The sequence below is a fragment of the Planococcus donghaensis genome, assembly GCF_001687665.2.
Lineage (GTDB): Bacteria > Bacillota > Bacilli > Bacillales_A > Planococcaceae > Planococcus > Planococcus donghaensis.
The window spans coordinates 764,722-785,938 of record NZ_CP016543.2; the positions used below are offsets into that span (position 1 = coordinate 764,722).

20 protein-coding genes are annotated in these 21,217 nt (G+C 39.8%); 11 read left to right on the forward strand and 9 right to left on the reverse strand.

Annotated features, from left to right (window positions below):
* Positions 1-53: 53 nt before the first annotated feature.
* Positions 54-941: a fructose bisphosphate aldolase gene (locus BCM40_RS03820; RefSeq protein WP_065527073.1), complete on the reverse strand. Its 888-nt coding sequence runs from the start codon at positions 939-941 to the stop codon at positions 54-56.
* 176 nt (positions 942-1,117) lie between these two features.
* Positions 1,118-2,590: a protein adenylyltransferase SelO gene (locus BCM40_RS03825; RefSeq protein ID WP_065527072.1), complete on the reverse strand. Its 1,473-nt coding sequence runs from the start codon at positions 2,588-2,590 to the stop codon at positions 1,118-1,120.
* Between the two features lie 143 nt (positions 2,591-2,733).
* On the opposite strand from BCM40_RS03825, the gene BCM40_RS03830 reads away from it, so the two are divergent.
* Both BCM40_RS03830 and BCM40_RS03835 read left to right on the forward strand, forming a co-directional pair.
* Complete coding sequence (locus tag BCM40_RS03830; RefSeq protein ID WP_156851255.1) at positions 2,734-3,330, forward strand: type 1 glutamine amidotransferase family protein; 597 nt, start codon at positions 2,734-2,736, stop codon at positions 3,328-3,330.
* A gap of 154 nt (positions 3,331-3,484) precedes the next feature.
* Positions 3,485-4,606 carry an NADH-dependent flavin oxidoreductase gene (locus tag BCM40_RS03835; protein WP_065527071.1) on the forward strand — a complete coding sequence of 374 codons (1,122 nt, stop codon included), beginning with the start codon at positions 3,485-3,487 and terminating at the stop codon, positions 4,604-4,606.
* Between the two features lie 49 nt (positions 4,607-4,655).
* Here the strand turns inward: BCM40_RS03835 and BCM40_RS03840 are convergent, their stop codons facing one another.
* Together BCM40_RS03840 and BCM40_RS03845 are read right to left on the reverse strand one after the other, a co-directional pair.
* The gene (locus BCM40_RS03840; protein WP_065527070.1) at positions 4,656-5,567 is read right to left on the reverse strand and encodes a DMT family transporter; all 912 of its coding nucleotides are present in this window, start codon (positions 5,565-5,567) and stop codon (positions 4,656-4,658) included.
* A gap of 130 nt (positions 5,568-5,697) precedes the next feature.
* Positions 5,698-6,585 (reverse strand): oxidoreductase, encoded by an 888-nt coding sequence (locus tag BCM40_RS03845; protein WP_065527069.1) that lies wholly within the window; start codon positions 6,583-6,585, stop codon positions 5,698-5,700.
* 168 nt (positions 6,586-6,753) lie between these two features.
* Here BCM40_RS03845 and BCM40_RS03850 point away from each other — a divergent pair, with 168 nt between their 5' ends.
* Genes BCM40_RS03850 through BCM40_RS03860 form a run of 3 tightly spaced genes read left to right on the forward strand, consistent with a single transcriptional unit; the run spans position 6,754 to position 8,726 of the window.
* Positions 6,754-7,479 carry an ABC transporter ATP-binding protein gene (locus BCM40_RS03850; protein ID WP_065527068.1) on the forward strand — a complete coding sequence of 242 codons (726 nt, stop codon included), beginning with the start codon at positions 6,754-6,756 and terminating at the stop codon, positions 7,477-7,479.
* On the forward strand, positions 7,476-8,204 hold the full coding sequence (locus BCM40_RS03855) for an ABC transporter permease (protein WP_065527067.1): 729 nt from the start codon (positions 7,476-7,478) through the stop codon (positions 8,202-8,204). Before BCM40_RS03850 ends, BCM40_RS03855 begins: the two co-directional genes overlap by 4 nt.
* A gap of 48 nt (positions 8,205-8,252) precedes the next feature.
* Positions 8,253-8,726, forward strand: a complete 474-nt coding sequence (locus tag BCM40_RS03860; RefSeq protein ID WP_065527066.1) for an NUDIX hydrolase — start codon at positions 8,253-8,255, stop codon at positions 8,724-8,726.
* A 64-nt stretch (positions 8,727-8,790) separates the two neighbouring features.
* Here BCM40_RS03860 and BCM40_RS03865 read toward each other — a convergent pair whose 3' ends face one another.
* Complete coding sequence (locus BCM40_RS03865) at positions 8,791-9,681, reverse strand: oxidoreductase (protein ID WP_083394470.1); 891 nt, start codon at positions 9,679-9,681, stop codon at positions 8,791-8,793.
* A 155-nt stretch (positions 9,682-9,836) separates the two neighbouring features.
* Between BCM40_RS03865 and BCM40_RS03870 the strand changes: the two genes are divergently transcribed.
* Positions 9,837-10,586 (forward strand): phosphatase PAP2 family protein, encoded by a 750-nt coding sequence (locus tag BCM40_RS03870; protein ID WP_065527064.1) that lies wholly within the window; start codon positions 9,837-9,839, stop codon positions 10,584-10,586.
* A 69-nt stretch (positions 10,587-10,655) separates the two neighbouring features.
* Here BCM40_RS03870 and BCM40_RS03875 read toward each other — a convergent pair whose 3' ends face one another.
* Both BCM40_RS03875 and BCM40_RS03880 read right to left on the reverse strand, forming a co-directional pair.
* On the reverse strand, positions 10,656-11,159 hold the full coding sequence (locus BCM40_RS03875) for a TlpA family protein disulfide reductase (protein WP_065527063.1): 504 nt from the start codon (positions 11,157-11,159) through the stop codon (positions 10,656-10,658).
* A gap of 638 nt (positions 11,160-11,797) precedes the next feature.
* A complete protein-coding gene (locus BCM40_RS03880) occupies positions 11,798-13,627 on the reverse strand; it encodes an LTA synthase family protein (RefSeq protein WP_065527062.1) in 1,830 nt (609 codons plus the stop codon).
* Positions 13,628-13,834: 207 nt separating this feature from the next.
* Here BCM40_RS03880 and BCM40_RS03885 point away from each other — a divergent pair, with 207 nt between their 5' ends.
* On the forward strand, positions 13,835-14,107 hold the full coding sequence (locus BCM40_RS03885; protein ID WP_065527061.1) for a hypothetical protein: 273 nt from the start codon (positions 13,835-13,837) through the stop codon (positions 14,105-14,107).
* A 171-nt stretch (positions 14,108-14,278) separates the two neighbouring features.
* Complete coding sequence (gene nhaC / locus BCM40_RS03890) at positions 14,279-15,736, forward strand: Na+/H+ antiporter NhaC (RefSeq protein ID WP_065527060.1); 1,458 nt, start codon at positions 14,279-14,281, stop codon at positions 15,734-15,736.
* A gap of 68 nt (positions 15,737-15,804) precedes the next feature.
* On the opposite strand, the gene BCM40_RS03895 is transcribed toward nhaC, so the two are convergent.
* Positions 15,805-16,665 carry a GNAT family N-acetyltransferase gene (locus BCM40_RS03895; protein ID WP_065527059.1) on the reverse strand — a complete coding sequence of 287 codons (861 nt, stop codon included), beginning with the start codon at positions 16,663-16,665 and terminating at the stop codon, positions 15,805-15,807.
* A gap of 283 nt (positions 16,666-16,948) precedes the next feature.
* Here BCM40_RS03895 and BCM40_RS03900 point away from each other — a divergent pair, with 283 nt between their 5' ends.
* The 3 genes from BCM40_RS03900 (at position 16,949) to BCM40_RS03910 (ending at position 19,934) form a co-directional block, all read left to right on the forward strand.
* Positions 16,949-18,292, forward strand: a complete 1,344-nt coding sequence (locus BCM40_RS03900) for an aldehyde dehydrogenase family protein (RefSeq protein ID WP_065527058.1) — start codon at positions 16,949-16,951, stop codon at positions 18,290-18,292.
* A 46-nt stretch (positions 18,293-18,338) separates the two neighbouring features.
* Complete coding sequence (locus BCM40_RS03905; protein WP_065527057.1) at positions 18,339-18,779, forward strand: VOC family protein; 441 nt, start codon at positions 18,339-18,341, stop codon at positions 18,777-18,779.
* 291 nt (positions 18,780-19,070) lie between these two features.
* Entirely contained in the window at positions 19,071-19,934 is an 864-nt protein-coding gene (locus BCM40_RS03910; RefSeq protein ID WP_065527056.1) for a YitT family protein, read from the forward strand.
* Between the two features lie 33 nt (positions 19,935-19,967).
* Here BCM40_RS03910 and BCM40_RS03915 read toward each other — a convergent pair whose 3' ends face one another.
* Positions 19,968-21,185 carry an EAL domain-containing protein gene (locus tag BCM40_RS03915; protein ID WP_065527055.1) on the reverse strand — a complete coding sequence of 406 codons (1,218 nt, stop codon included), beginning with the start codon at positions 21,183-21,185 and terminating at the stop codon, positions 19,968-19,970.
* Positions 21,186-21,217: the final 32 nt, after the last annotated feature.

Consider the following 21,217-nt stretch of genomic DNA (forward strand, 5'->3'; position numbering starts at 1 on the left):
CTATTAAAATAGCCCCGAAGCCAAAACAGGCTACGGGGCATTTTAATGGTTTTTTACGTAATAGAAGCTTCGTAAATGCTTTTAATCGAGTTTTCTAGCGTCGCGTTAAATTCTTCATCTGTTTGATTGGCGCTGACGCCTTCAGATAATGCACGCGAGAAACTAGCAATCAGCCCATTATTTGCGGCTAATTTTTCATTGGCATCATCGCGTTTGTAACCGCCAGAAAGGGCGACTACGCGAACAACACGAGGATGCTCAATCAGTTCTTTGAAATAATTATTTTCTGTTGGAATGGTAATTTTGATCATGACGTTTTGATCTTCATCCAATGAGTCCAAATGCTTTAGCATTTCCTCTTTAAGAATTTTTTCGCTTTGTTCTTTGTCTGTGCTGTTAATGTCCACTTCCGGTTCAAGAATGGGCACTAAACCAGCGGCAAGAATTTGTTTGCCGACTTCAAATTGTTGCTCTACGACTTTTTTAATCCCTTCAGCATTTGCTTCTTTAATAACAGAGCGCATTTTTGTACCGAAAATATTGCGTTCGTTGGCACGCTTTAATAAGTCGTCTAGGTTTGGCATTGGTTTCATCAGTTGGACGCCGTTTTCTTCATCTGCAAGTCCTTTGTCGACTTTTAAGAACGGTGCCACCCCTTTTTTCTGCCATAAATAATCAGGTGTATAGTGACCTTCTACTTTGCGATCCATTGTCTGTTCAAAAAGAATAGCGCCAATAATTGAATCGGAATTAAAAGAAGGTGCAGTCATTACACGTGTCCGCATTTCGTGGATCAAGTCATACATTTCCTCTTCGGAAGAGTACTGATCTTCCGATACGCCATAAAGTGCTAACGCTTTTGGTGTACTTCCGCCACTTTGATCAAGTGCCGCAATAAAGCCTTTTCCGTTCTTCACAAAATCCATTTGTTCCTGATTCATCATCCCAGCCCCTTAAATAAATTTTTGAAAGTCAATCGGTTCATTAAAAAATTTACTGTAAAGAAACTCTTTCACTGAATATTATAACAATATCTAGAAGAAACTACAAAAAAATTATTAATCTAACCTTAGTTAAGGTTTTCCCTGACTAAATGTGAGTAAACGTATTTTCTTCATCAAGTCCCGCAGAATGTTTGGTAAGGACCACTCATGGGCTCTGGAGGTTCCGTATAAGCCTCTTGTTCAGATGAATGAGCATACGGGTTAGCTAATACGGCAAGTAGCTTATGCAGCACGCTATAGTCTCCTCTGAATTCAGCAGCTTCTAATGCCTCTTCAACTCGGTGGTTACGAGGAATTATTGCCGGGTTATTGTCTCGCATTAATTGGTGACTTTGTTCTAAGGTCTCGTCTTGCCGGTCGAGACGTGCTTGCCAAGAGCTGTGCCAAGCTTTAAACTCGTTTGCGTTAACTAACTCGCTTTCTTCTAGCTTGTTAAATGTTAACGCACGGAATGTATTCGTATAGTCGGCCTCATACTGGTGCATTAGATTTAGCAATTCCTCTACTAACGCTGAATCTTCCTCTTCTGAATTAAAAATACCCAGTTTCTGACGCATGCCAGCAAGCCAATTGTGCTCAAATAATCCAATGTATTTACTTAGCTCAGCTTGAGCGATACTAACAGCTTCTTCAGGTGTGTCGTGAAGTAGCGGTAAGAGACTTTCACCGAATCGCGCTAAATTCCAACCAGCAATCATTGGTTGATTGCCGTATGCATAACGACCTTGGGTATCAATTGAACTGAAAACGGTCTTTGGATCAAAACTGTTCATAAATGCGCAAGGACCATAGTCAATCGTTTCGCCGCTAATGGCCATGTTGTCGGTATTCATTACGCCATGAACAAAACCAACCAATTGCCATTTAGCAATCAATGCAGCTTGACGCTGAATCACTTCACGGAAAAAAGTCAAATAGCGATTTTCGCCGTTTAGAATATGTGGGAAATGTCGTTCTATGGTGTAATCTGCCAGTGTTTTTAACTCTTCTTTTTCAGCAAAACGAGCGGCGTATTGAAACGTGCCTACGCGCAAGTGACTATCGGCAATACGTGTCATAATGGCACCTGGTAGTGGAGTCTCCCGACGCACCATTTCACCGGTTTCAACTACAGCTAAACTGCGTGTTGTCGGAATACCAAGCCCATGCATAGCTTCACTGATCAAGTATTCGCGGAGCATCGGTCTTAGCGCAGCACGACCATCGCCACCTCTCGAATAAGCTGTTCTCCCAGAACCTTTTAACTGAATATCGACGCGCTTGCCAGCAGGGGTTAGTTGCTCACCAAGCAATAATGCGCGACCATCACCAAGCATGGTGAAATTGCCAAATTGATGTCCCGCATAAGCTTGAGCAAGTGGGGTACTCCCAACGGGAACGGCATTTCCTGCAAGAATGGCAATGCCTTCTTCACTCGTTAATTGAGTGGGGTTTAAGCCGAGTTGAGCGGCCAAAGCCTTATTGAACAGAACCAGTTTCGGAGCCGGTACAGGGTTAACTGAAAACGTGCTATAAAAAATTTCAGGCAGGCGTGAATAACTATTATCGAGCTGCCATCCAATATGAGTTTGTTCTTTTTTATTCATTATAAATTCTCCTTTTTTAGTAGGATGTGTTTCTATTATACCCTCTTGTATCAGCAAACATGTATGTGCTGTTTGAGTGATTTGTGTGTGTTATAATTCAATTAATTGGAAGTTGAATTTTCGAACAATAAGGAGGGGTGGTAGTGAGTAATGAAAAAGTTCTTTTTGTATTGCTAGATGAGTATGCAGATTGGGAAGCGGCTTCATTGGCAGCTGCCTTAAACGAAGAACCTGAAGGTCAAGGACAACAATTTGACGTGAAGACCGTTTCGTTGACGAAAGATCCCATTAAATCTATTGGCGGTTTCACGGTACTCCCAGATTACGATATAAGGGATGTGCCAGAAGATTTTGCAGGGTTAATCTTAATTGGCGGAAATTCATGGAGAAAAGAAGAAAGCAAGCAAGTCATGGAATTGGTAAACAAAGCCATTGAGAAAGAAGTCGTGGTAGGGGCAATTTGTGATGCGACCGTGTTTTTAGGTAGAAATGGTTTATTTAACACCATTCCACATACTAGCAACTATTTAGAAAGCTTGAAAAAAGTGGCAGGAGAAAACTATAACAACGAAAGTGGCTATCTAGAACAGCAGGCGGTACGCAGCGGAAAAATAATTACGGCAAACGGCTCTGCATTTTTAGAGTTTGGAAAAGAAGTACTTGAGGCATTAAATTCTGCGCCTCAAAAGGAAATTGATGAATGGTACGTTTTTTTAAACAGGGCTATTATGAGTTTATGAAAACGAACCAATAAGAGAAACTTAAAAACCACTTCCGATTGTGAGATAGAGTCTACAATCGGAAGTGGTTTTTTGGTTAGCAGTTGAATTTCTCCAAAAGTTAAGCATGCTCATGCCTTTGGATGGGTAAAGAACTAAATAAGGAGGAATCGATATGACGATAACAACACAATATATATTTGAACCATTTACTTTCACATCTGGAGTAACTGTCAAAAACCGTATTTTGATGGCACCAATGACGACTTCCTCTTCAGATGCAAATGGAGACGTTACAGATGAAGAATTGCTGTATTACAAGCGACGCGCTGAGAGTGGTCTTGGGGCAGTTATTACAGCCTGCGCACATGTTGAACCGCTAGGCATCGGCTTTCCGGGACCTTTTGGTGCAGATAGTGACGAAAGAGTTGAAAGTCTGAGGCGATTGGCAACCACCATTCAAGAAGCAGGGTCTAAAGCGATTCTTCAACTTTACCATGCTGGACGTATGTCGAATGAGAAACTATTAAATGGTGAACAGCCGGTTTCGGCAAGTGCTGTTCCAGCGCTGCGTCCCAATGCAGAAACACCACGTGAAATGAGCCATGAAGAAATTGAAAGAACGGTAAAAGCATTTGGAGAAGCAACAAGACGTGCCATTCAGGCTGGTTTTGATGGAGTGGAAATTCACGGAGCTAATACGTATTTAGTTCAGCAATTTTTCTCTCCACATTCCAATACTCGTACCGATCAATGGGGCGGCGATGTCTACAAACGCATGGCATTTCCTCTCGCTGTGATTGAGTCGATTCAAGAAGCGGTAGCAGAACACGCCGATAAACCGTTTGTTGTGGGTTATCGCATTAGTCCAGAAGAGCGGGAAGAGCCGGGAATCACAATGGATGATACGCTAAAGTTTTTGACTGCCATTGCGGACCAAGGGATCGATTATGTCCATGTCTCTGTCGGTCGATTTTTTGGTGGATCTATTCGCGAAGAAGATAACCGGTCACGTGTAGAAATCATTCAACAACATATTGGCAAACGCGTTCCCGTCATCGGCGTAGGTGGATTGCAGACCTTAAGTGATGTGAAAGAAGCGTTAGAAGTTACGCCGTTAGTATCACTTGGTCACGCGTTAATTATGGATCCGGACTGGCTTTCAAAAGTTCAAAAAAGCCGTGATGAAGAAATACATCAAGCCATTTATTTAAGTAAAAAAGAACAGCTGGATATTCCTGAAAATCTTTGGAATATGGTAACTAATGCACCAGGCTGGTTTCGAGTGGAAGAGTAAAAGTGAAAAACAGCGATTCCTGAGTTTATTCTAGGAATCGCTGTTTTGATTAAATAGAAGACGCTGCTGATTTTCTTGAAAATATAGTACGTCTTTTTCCCATTATGTTGACAAGCATAACGCCGGTGATAGCAATAATGCCGCCAATAAGTGACAGTGGAGTCGGCAATTCATGCAACCACACCCAAGCAACAATAATTGCCACTGCGGGTTCTAAGTAAATGAGACTTGAAACAGAGCTAGCGTTAGCAAGTGATAACGCAGTTGCCCACGTCACATAGGCAATCGCAGCAGGGAAAATGCCGACATAGAGGGTGGCCAAATGAGCTTCTAACGTAGCACTTTGCATAGCATTTAAAAGACCAGGCGAAAAGATGAGAAATGGAATCGTACCAGCCCAAGTAAAGTAAGCAGTCAATTCGATGGCTGTATAACGAGTTAACAGCGACTTTTGAAACACGAAGAATATAGCCGATGCAAAAGCAGCGATTAATACGAGTAAAGCTCCATTTGTCAAAGTTAGAGATGTACCGGTAGAACCAAATGCAATAATCGATATGCCGATAAAACCAATAGCAAGCCCAATCCAACCTAAGCGAGTCAAACGTTCTTTCAAAATAAAAGTCGCAATTAATGCCGTGAAAATCGGCCCAGCCCCCACAAGCATACCAGCCGTTCCAGCAGAAATGGTTTCCATTCCAAACGTCACAAAAATATGATAGATACTAATCCCGATCCATCCGAGTATCAAAATGCGGACGATATCGCTTTTTTGAGGAAGACGAAATTTTGTTCGGGGCCCCAATGCATATACTAAAAAAAGAGAAGAAGCGATTAAGAAACGAATCAGTACATTTTGCCCTGCGTCATATCCGCCTTGCAGCCCAATTCGAATTGCTGCGAAAGAAGAACCCCATATTAAAACTGAAAATAAGGCTAATGAAAAAGCTTTTGCGTTCAAGAAATCTCCCCCAGTAACCAATGATTGTTCACTGATTATTTTGTCTGAAACAATAAAAACAGACAGCTCTTAGTATATTCTTTTCAAGAGGCAATGTCTCTACTGAAAACAGCATTAGGCAGTCTTTCTTTCAAGGGTTAAAATCAAAAGAAGTGTGGGTTAGTTTTTCGGATAGTTCCCATAGCCTGCAAGAGAGTTCAGAGTTTGTTGCTTTAATATGCGGAGTTCCAATAGCGGGATAACCTTTTCGTTGGAATTGTCCAAGTGGCCCAACGTATTCGCCACCTGTTAAACCGGGTTCGGTCGCAGCATAAATAGTGGCCAAGGCACCCATATGGGGGGGCTGCAGAAACAAATTAGCGATTTTTTTGAAAATCGCTGGAATTTCTCGATTGCCAAGTTTTAAAATGTTGGTAGCAGAAACTCCAGGGTGACAGGCGATACTAATCGTTTGGAAATCATGTTCTTTTAAACGTTTATCCAACTCAAGCGCAAAATACAAATTGGCTAGTTTGCTTTGATTATAAAACTTTTTGGCATGATAGCTTTTCGCGCCGTCTAGATTATCAAAGTCAATGGCTCCCCGGCTATGGGCACGGCTACTGACAGTTACAATTCGGGAGTTAGGAGTTTTTTCGAGCAAAGGTAAAAGTAACGCAGTTAGCGCAAAATGGCCAAGATGATTGCTGCCAAACTGCAATTCAAAACCATCTGCAGTTTTTCCAAAAGGCGGTGCCATAATGCCTGCATTATTAATCAATAAGTCGAGTGTATCAAATGATGTCTTCACCTGTTCTACGAATGACCGTATACTATCTAGACTTGCCAGGTCGAGGGGCATGACAATGATTCGGGCTGAGGTGTACAGTTTCTGTAATTCTTTACGTGCGGAATGCCCTTTTTCGATATTCCGTACAGCGAGAATGACTGTTGCACCTTTTGTGATAAGTCCTTTCGCCGTTTCGAAACCAAGCCCGCTATTGCCACCTGTTATAATCGCTGTTTTTCCTGTAAGCAAAAGATCACGTCCTTTATTTCCGTTTTCCCGAAAAGCAGGAATTGCTGTCTTTCATTTTATCGGTTACATACCACTTTTGGAAATCTTATTTGCTAGATAATGTGGTTATTGGACTGGTCGCATGCAAAAGTTAGCGGTAACATATACCAAAGGAGGCGGGATGAATCCATGGAGATCTCGATTAATGAGTTGACTAAAACTTTTAAAGATCGGCTAGCCGTAGATCATCTATCGCTAACAATTAGGCAAGGTGAGTTTTTTGCGCTTTTGGGGGAAAATGGAGCTGGAAAAACCACCACCATTAAATTACTCAGTTGTTTATTGAAACCAACAAGTGGTGATGCGATTATGCTAGGTGATAGCATTTCGAGAAATCCGCAAGCAGTCAAAGAAAAGTTGAATATTTCTCCGCAAGAAACAGCAATTGCACGTAACTTAACTGTCAAAGAAAATTTGGAGTTTATTGCTAAAATATATGGCAGTGATAAAGAAACAGCAGAACAAAAAGCAAATAGCCTAATGGAGAAGTTAGGAATTACGGACCGGGCACAAAGTAAAGGCAGAACTTTATCTGGAGGATTAGAACGTCGAGTGAGTATTGCTATGGCCCTAATCTCAGAGCCGCAAATTCTTTTTCTAGACGAACCAACAGTAGGACTGGATGTTCGCGCGAGATTGGATTTATGGGAAATGCTACTGGAGTTAAAAGGGCACATTACGATTATTTTAACAACACATTACTTAGAGGAAGTCGAAGCACTGGCGGACCGTATCGGTATTATGCATAAAGGGAAATTATGTGCCCTTGGAACACTAGATGAATTAAAGAGACAAACAAGGCAGAACAAATTGCAAGATGTCTTTTTGCAATTGACGGCGGAGGTCGAAAAATGAAGAAAGCATGGGTGTTTGCAGAACGCAATCGCAAAGAAATTTTACGCGATCCAATGACTTTACTTTTCGGTATAATCTTGCCATTGATCATGCTTTGGCTATTTTCATTGATGGCTGATAATATGCCTTTTGACCTTTTTCAGCTGGATCAGCTAGCACCTGCTATTATTGTTTTTAGCTTTTCGTTTATTTCCTTGTTTAGTGGCATGCTCATTGGGAGAGATAAAAGTAGCTCGTTTTTAATGAGAATTTTCGCATCACCACTGACTGCGACTGAATATTTACTCGGCTATGCTTTACCACTAGTGCCAGTCGCGCTAATTCAAATATGTGCCTGCTATATTACCGCACTTTTGTTAGGGATGCCTATGACGTTTTCTGCGATTCCTGCATTCGGTGTAGTAGCAGTCATTTCGTTTCTGTATATTGGGTTTGGGCTATTATTTGGTACTTTTTTTACCGATCGACAAGTGGGAGCCTTGTTTGCGATTTTCGTCAATCTCACATCATGGTTGAGTGGAACTTGGTTTGAATTGGATTTAATCGGAGGGAGCTTTCAAAAAATTGCTTATTACCTTCCATTTGCCCATGCGGTAGAGGCTTCAAGAGCTGCTTTTGCTGGTGATTATGCTGCTGTTTTAGTCCCCATGATTTGGGTGGTGACGTATACAGTCGCATTATTTGGAATTACTGTATGGGGGTTTAGAAAGAAGATGCGTGGATAAAACAAGCGTCCTACGGGCATTTTTAATGAAAAGAGGGGGGATGCATAAGTGGGCTATGTAGAAGAATTACGAAATATTGTGGGGCACAGGCCGCTTATATTAGTAGGTGCAGTTGTCGTCCTTGTTGACCCAAATGGGCGTTTATTGCTTGAGGAAAGGAAGTTCCCAGAAGGTTTGTGGGGACTTCCTGGGGGCTTGATGGAACTAGGCGAATCTACAGAAGATACAGCAAAACGAGAGGTTTTGGAGGAAACTGGAATTAGTGTAGAAGAGTTAAAGTTGATTAATGTGTACTCAGGGCCCAGTCAGTTTGTAGTCGCTAAAAATGGGGATGAATATTACGTCGTAACAACTGCATACTATTCGGATATGTATAGTGGTGAGTTAACGGTCGATCAAGAAGAATCTATTAGTTTTAAATTCTTTTCTCCAGAAGAGTTGCCTGACAGACTGGTTGGCAGTCACAGAAGAGTAATTAAAGAATTTCTTAAACATTACTATTCGTCAGTATTAGCCAAATAACTAAAAATCATTCAATAAATAGAAAACGGCATTTTCATTGATTTAGATGAAAATGCCGTTTTTATTAAGTGAAATTATATTCTACACCAGTAAGTTTTTCTGAAACATCCCATAGTTTTAGCGAAACGGCTTTATCACGGGCAGATGCATGAGGCGTATCAAGTGCTGGATAACCTTTACGTCGCCCTCTACCATCGGGTCCGATATACTCTCCGCCTTTAAGTTCGGAGTCGGTTGCAGCATAAACAGCAGGTAAAGCACCTAATGCAGGCGGTTGTAAAATGTTGTGCATGAGTGATTTTAAAAATTGAGGTGCATCTCGGTTACCTAGCTTAAAAATATTGGTCGCAGAAATCCCGGGATGACAAGCAATACTCAAAGTTTGTATATTGTGCTCTTTAAAGCGTGTATCCAATTCTTGTGCAAATAATAGATTGGCGAGCTTGCTTTGCCCGTAAAACTTCATCGCTTTATAACCTTTGGAACCGTCAAGATTATCAAAGTCAATGCGAGCCCCTTTATGAGCAAGGCTGCTAAGAGACACAACCCGCGAATGGGGTGTTTTTTTCAGTAAAGGCAGCAGTAACCCTGTCAAAGCAAAATGCCCGAGATGGTTACTACCAAATTGGAGTTCAAATCCATCCGTCGTTTTAGAATAAGGCGGTGCCAAAACGCCGGCATTATTGACTAGTAGGTCAAGAGAGTCATATTGCTTTTGAAAATTTTCTACAAATAAACGAACACTTGCAAGATCTGCTAAATCCAGTTTCATCACAGATACACGGGCTTCTCGGTTGTGTTGGAGAATCGAGTCCCGTGCCTGTTGACCTTTTTCTATATTACGGACAGCCATCACGATGTGTGCACCACAATCGACAAAGACTTTAGCGGCTTCTAAGCCAATGCCACTGTTAGCGCCTGTAATGATCGCAGTCTTTCCAGTTAATTGTTTCAAACGATCAGCTCCTGAGTAATGGACTTTGTACTTACTTAAAAATACCATGCTCTACGTAATGTAACAAATAGTAAAATTCAGAAAATAGTTTTCTTTACATATTTCTGTCGTAGAAGGGTAAAGAAAAACTATCAATTAAAATCGGGAGCGATAAGATGGACAAAAATGAAAAACTAGCAGGACTGGCTTTTTTGTTATTACTTGGCGGCTTAGGCCTTGCTTCACTGTTTATTGTGTTGTTTGCAGAACTAGCAGAGGAAGTCATGGACCAAGAAGTAAGTTTATTCGATGATTTTATTATCAATGGGATACAAGCAATTTCAAGTACGACTATGGATACGATTATGTTCGTTTTTACTGAAATGGGCTCTGTCTGGTTTTTAACCTTATCATCCATCATCATTTTACTTGTGTTAGGAGTAAAAATGAAAGATAAATGGGGCGTATTGTTTTTTATTATCGCCGTAGGGGGAGGCTCTCTTTTAACCTTATTGTTGAAGAATTTGTACCTCCGAGACCGGCCGAGTATTAACGAGGAAATTGATGCAATCGGTTATAGTTTTCCTAGCGGTCACTCAATGGGCTCGTTGATTTTTTATGGCTTTGTGATATACCTCGTTATTCGAACACACCAACGACCGTGGATTCAATGGACAGTGGTTACTGTATTGAGTTTACTTATTATTACAATTGGCACAAGTCGAATTTATTTGGGTGCTCATTTTCCAAGCGATGTATTGGCAGGATATATAGCGGGTCTGATTTGGTTAATGCTTAACCTTATTGCATTAGAATGGATTCAATGGCACAGCAAAAGCCCGGTGCCAGCCGTTCATGCACTTCGTCAATTGCTCGGGCCTTTGTACAAAAAACTTCTTACGAAAGTACCTTTTTTCTCTAAATAAAGTAGAAAATTGTTTAGGAAAACCGCATGTGCAAGCCAAATGGCCAAGCACATGCGGTTTTCTGTGTACTTATTGAATTTCTTCAAATGTATTTTTTATGACGTCGTTGCTAACGTGGCCCGTCTGACTTTTAACTAATGTCCCGTCAGAACCGATATAAACGGATGTGGGATAGCCGATAACGCCATACTCATCAAAAAAAGTACCACCTTCATCTAACAACACCGTAATATTTTCTGCGTTTGGAAAGCCTTCAAACCATTTTGTAAATGATTCACTGCTTTTTTCAGCATTCGAGCTAGGTGATACGATTGTCAACACAGCAAAATCGTTTTCTTCACCAGCTAACGTATTCAATTCCTCCATGCCACTTAAACAAATTGAACACCAAGAAGCCCAGAACTTCACATACACTTTCTGTCCAGCATAATCAGCAAGATTTTGCTGATTGTCTTCTAAATCCACTAACTCAAAAGACGGCGCAAGCTTTGTAGCATTTTTTTCAGTTGGAGCGCATCCACCCACTACGAATAATAAAGCTAGCAGTAAACTGATTTTTACCCACACTTTCATCGCAATCATCCTTTACTGTGAACGAGCTTAGCAAATCTTTGTACCTCTATCATATAGTGAACACACGATAAAAGACATTAGGGGAACTCGACAAACCCCTCTTCGGTAGAAGAGGGGTTTCAGCTTGTAGACAAAAGAGTTATTATGTTATTTAACGAATAAATATTCGTCTTATCCTATATACTGGATCCTTCGCTCCATGCGGACGCTTTCCGCGGACGAAGCGCTGAGCCTCCTCGTCGCAAGCTCCTGCGGGGTCTCATCACTCCGTTTTTCCGCAGGAGTCGCCGCATTGCGCTTCGGATCCTTGTGCGATTACTCGTTACTCCTCTTGAAAATAAATTCGCTGGTTACTCTCTCTAATTAGGGCAATATGCTAACAACCGTTCTGGCCACGAAGACTCCTATGGGACAGCGAAAGCTGAAGACCCCGCAGGAACGCAAGTGACGAGGAGGCTGAAGCTGAGCCCATGGAAAGCGTAGTGGCCAGAACGGTTGTGGTTATACAAAACTATACATTTTCAATAGACTTTGTCTACAGTCTGAACCCCCTCTTCGGTAGAAGAGGGGGTTGCTTATTGACCATGTCTTATTAAAGCGTATAGTAGTGTGAACTTCCAATTGGACTCGGCTTTAGTCTATTCGCTTGCTTTAATTTGTTGCCAAGCATTTTTTCGAATGATCAAATCAGATACGTGAAGTTCTTCAGTAGCCGTCTCAATAAATTCGCTACATCGTTCAATCGCTACTTCTTGGCCTGAATCAATTTCATAACAACTCCCACTTCCGGCTGGTGAAGTTAAATCAGGTTCGAAATAAAGCTCTTCGTATCGAAACGCACCGTCGCGAAATACCGTCAAATTACTGCTTTCATCTAGTAAAGACTCTCCCAACATGTGGGATGGAGTAATCCCAACGATATCAAGAATCGTCGGTGCAATATCAATTTGTCCGCCTACACGATCAACTGTTCCAGCCTCTTTTGAATTAGGAAGTTTGATAAAGAGCGGGACTTGACGATCAAGTTCGAATAATGCCATTTCTGTTTCGGCATTCAGTTCTTGTGCCATTTCACTTTCTTCTTGAGTAAGTCCGCTGTCATGATCGCCATAAAAAACGATTAAAGAATCGTCCCACATCTCTTTTTGTTTTAATTGGTCGATTATAGTACCGACAGCGCCATCTACATAATGAACGGTTTCATAATACCCTTTTAACAAGGGATCTTCATAACCGGTCAAATTCAGTTCTTCGAAATTATCAGGAATGGTATACGGTGTATGGCTTGATAAGGCCACCATAAATGCAAAGTAAGGTTCTTTTAATTGTTCCGCAAGCTCTACAGAAGTAGTTAAGAAATCTTCATCGTTTACAGCCATCCCAATATCTTGTGCGTCAGGAAAATCCGGGCGGCTAAAAAATTGATTAAAGCCAATATTTTTGTATACTTCGTCCCGGTTCCAGAAATCTTTTTTAAATGCATGCATAGCGGCTGTATCGTAGCCTGCATTTTTTAGTAGTTCTGGTAACGCATCAAATTCATTTTCTGCAGCGTAACGTGTATAAACAGATCCTGACTTTAATGAATAAAGCGAAGTCAACGTAATGAATTCTGCGTCCGAAGTACGACCTTCATGCGTTTGGTGATAAAACGAAGGAAAAAATAACGCTTCTTTTCTTAAGGCATTTAAATGAGGTGTTAGTTCTTGTCCGTTAACTTGATGATCAATTACAGAAGTTTGAAACGATTCTAATTGGACTACAATGATATTCGGTTTTTCTGAGTCAGATACAGTTGAGGGTGTATCGGGTACAACTTTACGAATTCGTTGTTCTTCTTCTTTAGTTAACGTGCTCTCATCGAAGAGAAAAGAGCCGATACCTTGAGCAAAATCTAATCCGTGATACCCCCAAAATCCAAGCTGGTAATATTCACGCATATTCGAAATCGACTCCCCAACAAGCCACTCTTCTTCATTGCTGTAACTCATGACTAACGGGATTACAACCAATGCAAGTCCTACTACAAATCCAGTACCCGCATAAATTCGTTTAGTTTTTTTAGTCACCACGTCTTCTTTCTTACGAGTAGCAAAAAGGAATAACGAGAAGAAAAGCAAATCGGCAAAAAAGAGGAAGTCTTTCGCTTCAATTAATGTTAAGAATCCACCACCAACATCACTCATTTGCGTAATATCGGCAATGAGTACGATAGATAGTAAATCAGTGAAATAACGATAATACCATAAGTCAGAAACTAGTAAGGTACTATGCAAAAACAGCAACACAAGCAAAATCCAGTTTCGCTTTTTTCTAGTTAATAATAAAGTCCAGCTAGATAAGACCACTATAGAAGCGAGATTAAGAACAAAAAAACTAAATGAAAACTGAGTACCAGCATACAGGCTGAATAAGAATATTTTTGAAATGGATAGGATTAAGTAAATCCAATACTCCAGAAACTTCATTAGGCACCTCCGAATAAAATTTTTCTGTCTTATAAAATAAAACAAAGTTGTACTTCTTAATTACCACTCGAGAGAAGTGTAGAAACATCGAGTGAAAGAGAGAAGTACACGTTTGGTCGTTTAAACAGAAGACAGAAAAGGGTATTTACTAGTAGAGAAGAGATAAGAGTAAGTTTTGAGGAGTAATGTTAGAAAGGAGAATTAGCTATGAAGTTATCAAAAAAGAAATCAACTGCTAATATAGTAGAAAATACCGGATGCAAATATCCAGTTTTATCTGTTGGACAAAAGTTCACAGTAGATTATGGTAAACAGAAATCGCTATATGGGAAATGGCAAGTGATAGAAAATGACAAAGCACCGTTCTATTTATGTAGTCGGATTTTAGAAAATGGCCAAGTTTCTAAACGAAGATCGGCGGATCACCGCCGGCAATTTTTTGAAGCGGAAATTTATTATGCATTGACTAAAAAAGAGTGAAAAAAATAAGAGGAAAGTAAAACCACTGCTTAGTTACAAAAAAAGCAGTGGTTTTTAGTAAGAATAAATAAGTTATAGTAAAAAAGAGACAGTTTTTTAAAAATAAATAGATTATTTTGAATTTTGATGTAATATAAAAGTATTACATAAGAGAGCTTGGTGATACATAGGATGAAATCGAAACAACAAGACATTGAAGTACCATTTGGATTAGCACTTATTCCATTAGTCGTCATGATTGCCGTTATGGCACTCACCATTATTGTGTTCGAAGGAAGTCCGCACTTACCTTTAGCCATAGGAGCCATCGTTGCTGGAGTTATTGCTTGGCGAATGGGGTATAAATGGGAAACAATCGAAGAAGGAGCTTATAAAGGAATCCGTCTTGCGCTTCCTGCAATCGTTATTATAATCGTCGTGGGTATGATTATTGCTTCTTGGATTGGCGGCGGTATTATAGCAACCATGATTTTTTATGGTTTACAAATCATTACGCCTTCTTTATTTTTACTAACCATCTGCATTATTTGTGCAATTGTTTCTCTCGCAATCGGGAGTTCTTGGTCGACAATGGGCACAATTGGTGTTGCGGGAATGGGAATCGGAATGAGCATGGGAATTCCAGCTGCGATGGTAGCAGGAGCCGTTATATCAGGATCTTATTTTGGTGATAAAATGTCACCCTTATCAGATACGACAAATTTAGCATCGGGTATTACCAATACCAATTTATTTGAACATATTAAGCATATGATGTATACGACTGTACCAGGACTAGTGATTGCTTTAGTCGTTTACTTTTTCTTAGGTCGCCAATTTGTTGGATCAACAATTGATGAAGGAAATATCCAAGCGATTTTGTCCTCATTAGATAGCAACTTCTTAATTTCACCTTGGTTATTATTAGTACCTGCAATGATTATCGTTTTAGTGGCTTTGAAAGTGCCAGCTTTACCATCATTATTAATTGGAGTCTTTTTAGGTTTTATCTGTCAGGTTTTTGTACAAGGCGGAGATATTGGACCTGCATTTAATGCCCTTCACGATGGCTATGCCATTACATCTGGCAATGAAATGGTCGATGATTTGTTTAACCGTGGGGGCATAACTTCCATGATGTTTACCGTTTCTTTGACTATTTTCGCAATGGTTTTTGGGGGGATATTAGAGCACACGGGTATGTTAAGAGCGATTGTTAACCAGATTTTGAAAGTGGCCAAATCAGCAGGAAGTTTAATCGCTGCGACAATTGCATCTGCTTTTTTCACAAATGTGACTGCTTCAGAGCAATACATTTCTATACTAGTGCCGGGAAGAATGTATGCAAGAGCATACCAAGATAAAGAACTGCATTCGAAGAATCTTTCACGGGCTCTAGAAGATGGAGGCACGTTAACATCACCGTTTATCCCGTGGAATACATGTGGTGTGTTTATCTTGGCGACTCTAGCTGTGCATCCATTTGCGTATGCTCCTTATGCAGTATTAAATTACACAGTTCCGGTTATTGGCATTGTTATGGGGCTGATTGGTTACAAAGTTCAATTTCTAACAAAAGACGAAGTTGAAGAATTAAAAGTAAAAGAACAGAGAGTAGCTCGTGAAAATGAGTTGACCGAAGGCGTATAAGTTTCCCTGTTCTCATCCCAATAAAAAACGAGGCACGTCTTTTGAAATTTCAAAGACGTGCCTCGTTTTTAGATTTTTTTTGATTTTCCATATAAAAGCCAAGGCGAAGGCAAATCAAACGGATGATTTTTTGGTAAGGACTGTTTTTGTGAAGGCGTTAAGTCCATCCAGACTAAAGGAGTTGCTTTTAATTGTGTGCTTAATTGATGCTGTGCCGTAGTGATGGTTTCCCAAAAACCTGGCTGTTCGAAAAAGTCGTTCCAAGGGTAAATAACATGTAAATAATGGTTTCGTTTGTAATCTTGCTTTGTAATTAACACGCGGTCTTTCGAGCGGTTTTCAAAAAAGGACCATCGTGCAAGGTCTGTTTCGATAAACAGGCTTTCCGAAGCAGGAAACATGTAATAGCATTCGTAAGGAAAAACTTCACTCGTTTGTAAATAAAGTTGGTCAACCCATATTTTCTTTATAGCGAGATCAGTTACTTCCGTCCAATTCTCTCCACCAGTCTTTAGTTGAGAAATATCAGTTGCAGTCGCGCTATATAACGTAGAAGTTTCTTTAAGTCCCAATTTATCCATAACGCGTCGAGCCGATACATTATTCTGCTGCGTATTTGCACCAACCCACTGAATGGTTGGGAATGTTGAAGCTTGTTCCATAATATAAGTCATCAATTGGGTAGAAAGGTTATTTCCACGGTAACGCAAATCACTACGCATTCTGCCGAGCATGGCATATTGTTCTGCAAAAATCGTGTAACCTCCGATGCTTGCAAGCTGTTCATCCAAGAACAACCCGTACATACGACTAGAGCCGCTAGATATTCTTTCATATATATTAAGAACGTAATCGTCTGTAATGCCTGTATCCATTTTTTCTATATAATGAAGATCGCCTAGTTGTAATTGGCGAATCGTCTGCTTCATAAAAAACACTCCTTGTTCATGGTGAAATAACTATAAGTATTATAATATAAGAAAAGCAAATAGGGCACGCTAAATATGAATAGATTAAATAAAATAAAGCTTTTCTACGTAACGAGAGGACAGACTTTTTATACTTAGTAGTCAAAATCGCATAAGTCGACTTTTAGTTTTTTGAATATTGACAATTCTTTATAAAAGCCTACTATGTTAAGTAACAGCATAAAACGTATTAGTGATTTTAAAACGGTATTAAAATTGCCTTTTAAAAGGAGGAGAGACCGAGATGAGTAAAATGAAAAATTATCATTTCGGCTCAATAATCGAGGGGAAAGAACTAGAAAAAGGTGAGCGTCCCGAAGTTGAAATCCGCAATCCATATAATGCTGAAGTAATTGGAAAGGTTTTTTACGCTACTCCACAAGATGTGGAGAACGCAGTTACTAGTGCACATCGTATTTATTTAAAAACAATGAGGAAGATGCCAACACATAAACGTGCTGAAATTTTGCGGAAAACAGCTGACTTACTGGAAAGTGAAAAAGACCAATTTGCACACCTGTTAACTGTAGAAAGTGGAAAACCAATCAAAGCGAGTCGCCTAGAAGTAGCTTATGCGGCTCAAGTATTGCGTTTTGCTTCACAAGCTACCAAGTCAATTTACGAAGAACCGATGTCATTAAATCACGTGGTTGGAAAAAGGCATTTAGGAATAGTTAAAAGAGTATCGCTAGGCGTCATCGCAATCAGTTTGCCTATTAATTATCCGTTCACTTTGTTGTTATATAAAATGGCTCCCGCAATTGCGGCAGGTAACACCATTGTCTTGAATCCTACTGCGACCGCCGCCTATTCAACGGGCCTACTTTATCGGTTGTTTGAAAAAGCAGGTATGCCAAGAGGAGCTATCAATATTGTTACCGGACCCCAACAAAGTTTAATAGAAAATTTGAGGAATCACCCGAAAGTGAAGCGTTTGATTTGCACTAAAAGCAGTGCTGCCACTTGGAAAGAAAAAGACAACAACGTAAAGAACAAAATTTTGCTAGATTTCAAAACGAAGAATCCTACAATTGTCTTTGATAAAGCTGATTTGGATTTTGCGATCACCACCATTGTGACGGAAGGGTTACTGTATACAGATCGGTCAATTATGTCTGCTCAGCATGTCTTCGTGCAAAAAGGAGTGTATGAAAAATTTATAGAAGCGCTCATGAAAAAAGTACAAACCCTTAAAGTTGGAGATCCTCTAGATGACACAGTAGACATTGGTCCTATGGCGACTTTAACAGCTGCAGAAAAAGCAGAAACGTGGGTTAAAAAGATGGTTGAAAGAGGGGTGACGGTATTGATTGGCGGCAGTCGAAACCATACCATGATGGAACCTACGATTATTAGTGGGGTCAAAGCAGACAAGTCAGTAGGTCATGTGATTTCCCATGCCCCCATTATTAGTATTATGCCTTTTTACAAAAAAGAAGAAGTAATGGCTTATATGAACGACGCCGGGGCTGTTTTACATTCAGGTGTATTTACTAGAAATAACAAAGGAGCAACTCGAAAAGAAGAAGTCAATCTCGCTATTGAAGAAATGACAGCGGTAAAACTGATTGGCCATAACTTGTTATGAGATTTTGAGACTACTTTTAAAATCTATTTGTAAAAGGAGAATAATTATGATTAAAAAACTGTTTCCTTATTTGAACTTTGATGGGAATGGAAGAGAAGCGGCATATTTTTACACTGAAGTGTTAGGCGGCGAGTTAGTAAGCCTAATGACGTTTGGTGATGCAAATGAAGAAGATGTGGAGGGTATGCCGGATGAAGCTAAAAACTTAGTGATGAATGCTCAAATTGATTTGAAAAACGGAGATATGTTAATGATTTCAGATGTAGTACCTAGCCTCGGAATGTCAGAATTTAAACAAGGGAACAATATATCTGTTACCTTGTTTTTAGATGATATCGAAGAAGCTCGAGCTGTTTTCAATAAATTGGCTGAAGGCGGAAACATTGTCATGAAATTGCAGGAAACTTTTTGGACGCCCTTGTATGGCAGTTTGACCGATAAGTTTGGAATCGACTGGCAAATTTCAGTTGAACCCAAAACAAATTAAAACGGCCGGTCAAATGGAAAAGCTAGTACTGGTAAGATTCTTTTAAGCTGAATTTCAAACAGTCTAAGAACATAAGAAGAAAGACTTGCATTCTGGTCTCTAAAGCACCTATAATGTAAAACATTGATTCACTATAAAAAGAACAATTTATTCACTTTTTCTTAGTTTTTATTGAAGAGAAAAATTACATGATGATAAATAGTCTAAAGGTGACGTGCAGCTGCACGCCCTTTTTTTGTGGGATGAACAAAATAGTTTGGCTGGGGCTTGCCTCAGGATTGGAGTTTGGTTATGAATAAATGGATGAGATTGTTAATTATTTTTATTTCCTCAATCGTTCTTGGTGTTGCGTTTAATATGTTTTTACTGCCACATGAAATATTAGCAGGTGGGGTCACAGGGATTGCCATGATGCTCGGTTTGATCACCCCTTTAAATGCGGGACTGTGGATGATTATCTTAAATATCCCGATTTTGGTTGTTGGATGGATGAAGCTTGGCAAAAACTTTATCGCCAATAGCTTGTTTTCAGTTGTTGTGACATCGATCTCTATGTTGTATATTCCCGTTGTTCAAATAACAGAAGATGCTCTACTTTCGACTGTATTTGGTGGCGTTATTGCCGGAGCTTCTATGGGTGTTATTATTCGTTATTATAGTTCAACAGGTGGATTTGACGTTATTGGTTTGTTGTTATCGATGAAGCGAGACATTCCTTTAGGCGCACTTGTATTTGTTCTTAATAGTGCAGTTGTTTTTGTTTCTGGATTTGTGTTCTCGTGGGAACTAGCGATGTATACGATGGCTTCGATTTACATTTCTGGACTGGTTATTGACCGTGTCCATACACGTCACATCAAACTCAGCTTGATGGTTGTCACAAGTCAAGGAGACGTGGTTAAAAAAGAGTTGCTTGATAATTTATATAGAGGCATTACTGTAGTAGACGGTGAAGGTGCTTATTCATCTGCTAAAGTAAAAGTTCTTTATAGTGTGATTGGCCGTCATGAGTTAGCATTCGTCCGTCCACTCATTAAAAACATTGATCCCAATGCATTTGTTAGCATTAGCGAGACAATGGAAGTTATGGGGAATTTCCGGAAAGACGATAATTTTATGAAAAATCCAATGTTAAAAAGCTCTTCAGTTTCCTAAACTGAAGAGCTTTTTTTCAACGAGATGAACCTATTATTGAAACAGTAAGTAATCAGCTTCTAAAATGAAATCGTTGCTAATGTCGATAAACAAATAGCAATCGTCAGATAACGGAAAGCTGAATGTCCGAATCATTTTAGTTGTTTCGATATCAGAATATACGTCGGATAAAATGCCTTTATGCAAGGTTTTCATTTGCATTGTGTTTTCTAGAAAATAAGGGCGGAATGCCCAGTGGGAGCCAATATGATCTGATTCAAAAACCCATTGACCTTGTCGCTTTTGAAAGTTAGAAGACACTTGCCGACCATCACTATTGCATATATACACTCGGAAGCTTTCTTTATCAAATGATTCTGCTATAGCTTCGATAAACTGATCCGCTGCGTTGGAACCATGCCATTTCGATAGGAGTTTCTTCACTTTTTCTTCTAAGCTGACTGTAAATACGTGACGTTGTTGAATCAACGATTTTTCTCGTTGCACAAAGGTGGTGATTTTTTCGTCAACAGCGCATGTGTCAAAGTTCTCGACTGGAAGTTCAAAAGCAGGTTTTGCCAAATAAAAACCTTGGTAATAATGGCCGCCATTTTTCCATGCGAAGTATAATTGGTAACCATCTTCAATATTTTCATAAGAAAGTTTTGCGCCAATTCGCCGAGCTAATACGGTTAGTGTTTGAACAACGTCTTGAAATGCCTCAGGATTAGCATTACGAACAAGACTTGTATCTACTTTTAATATATGGGGACGAAGTTGACGGATTCTATCAATATTAGAGCTTTTGGCTCCTGCATGATCTACCGCAATTTGAATGCCGTAGGTTTTGTAATACATTAGTAAATGATGAAGTGTATCAAAATCCTCATCAAAATCATGTTCGGTAATTTCTAATACTATGCGGTTCATCGAGAATCCTTTTTTTTCAAATGCTTGTAGCGTTTCTAAAAAATCTTCCCCGCTATTGATCAATAATTGTTGGGCATTTCGATTGATAAACAATAGTCTATCGTTATTTGAATCGAGCATTTGATGAATCGCGAGCTCTAATAGATGCTGATCGACTACCACTTTGTATTCATCGGGTACGTCGGTATCGTGAAAAAAATCACCTAAACTAATCCACTCGTTTTCAAAATAGAAACGCCCTAAAACTTCATAACCAATTACGGTATGTTTAACCGCACTAACGATGGGTTGATAAGCAGGCTTTACATCAGATAAATTTTCAAGAATGTCTAGCGGGTCCATAGTAATTGCTCCTTTACTGCAAATCTATCGTC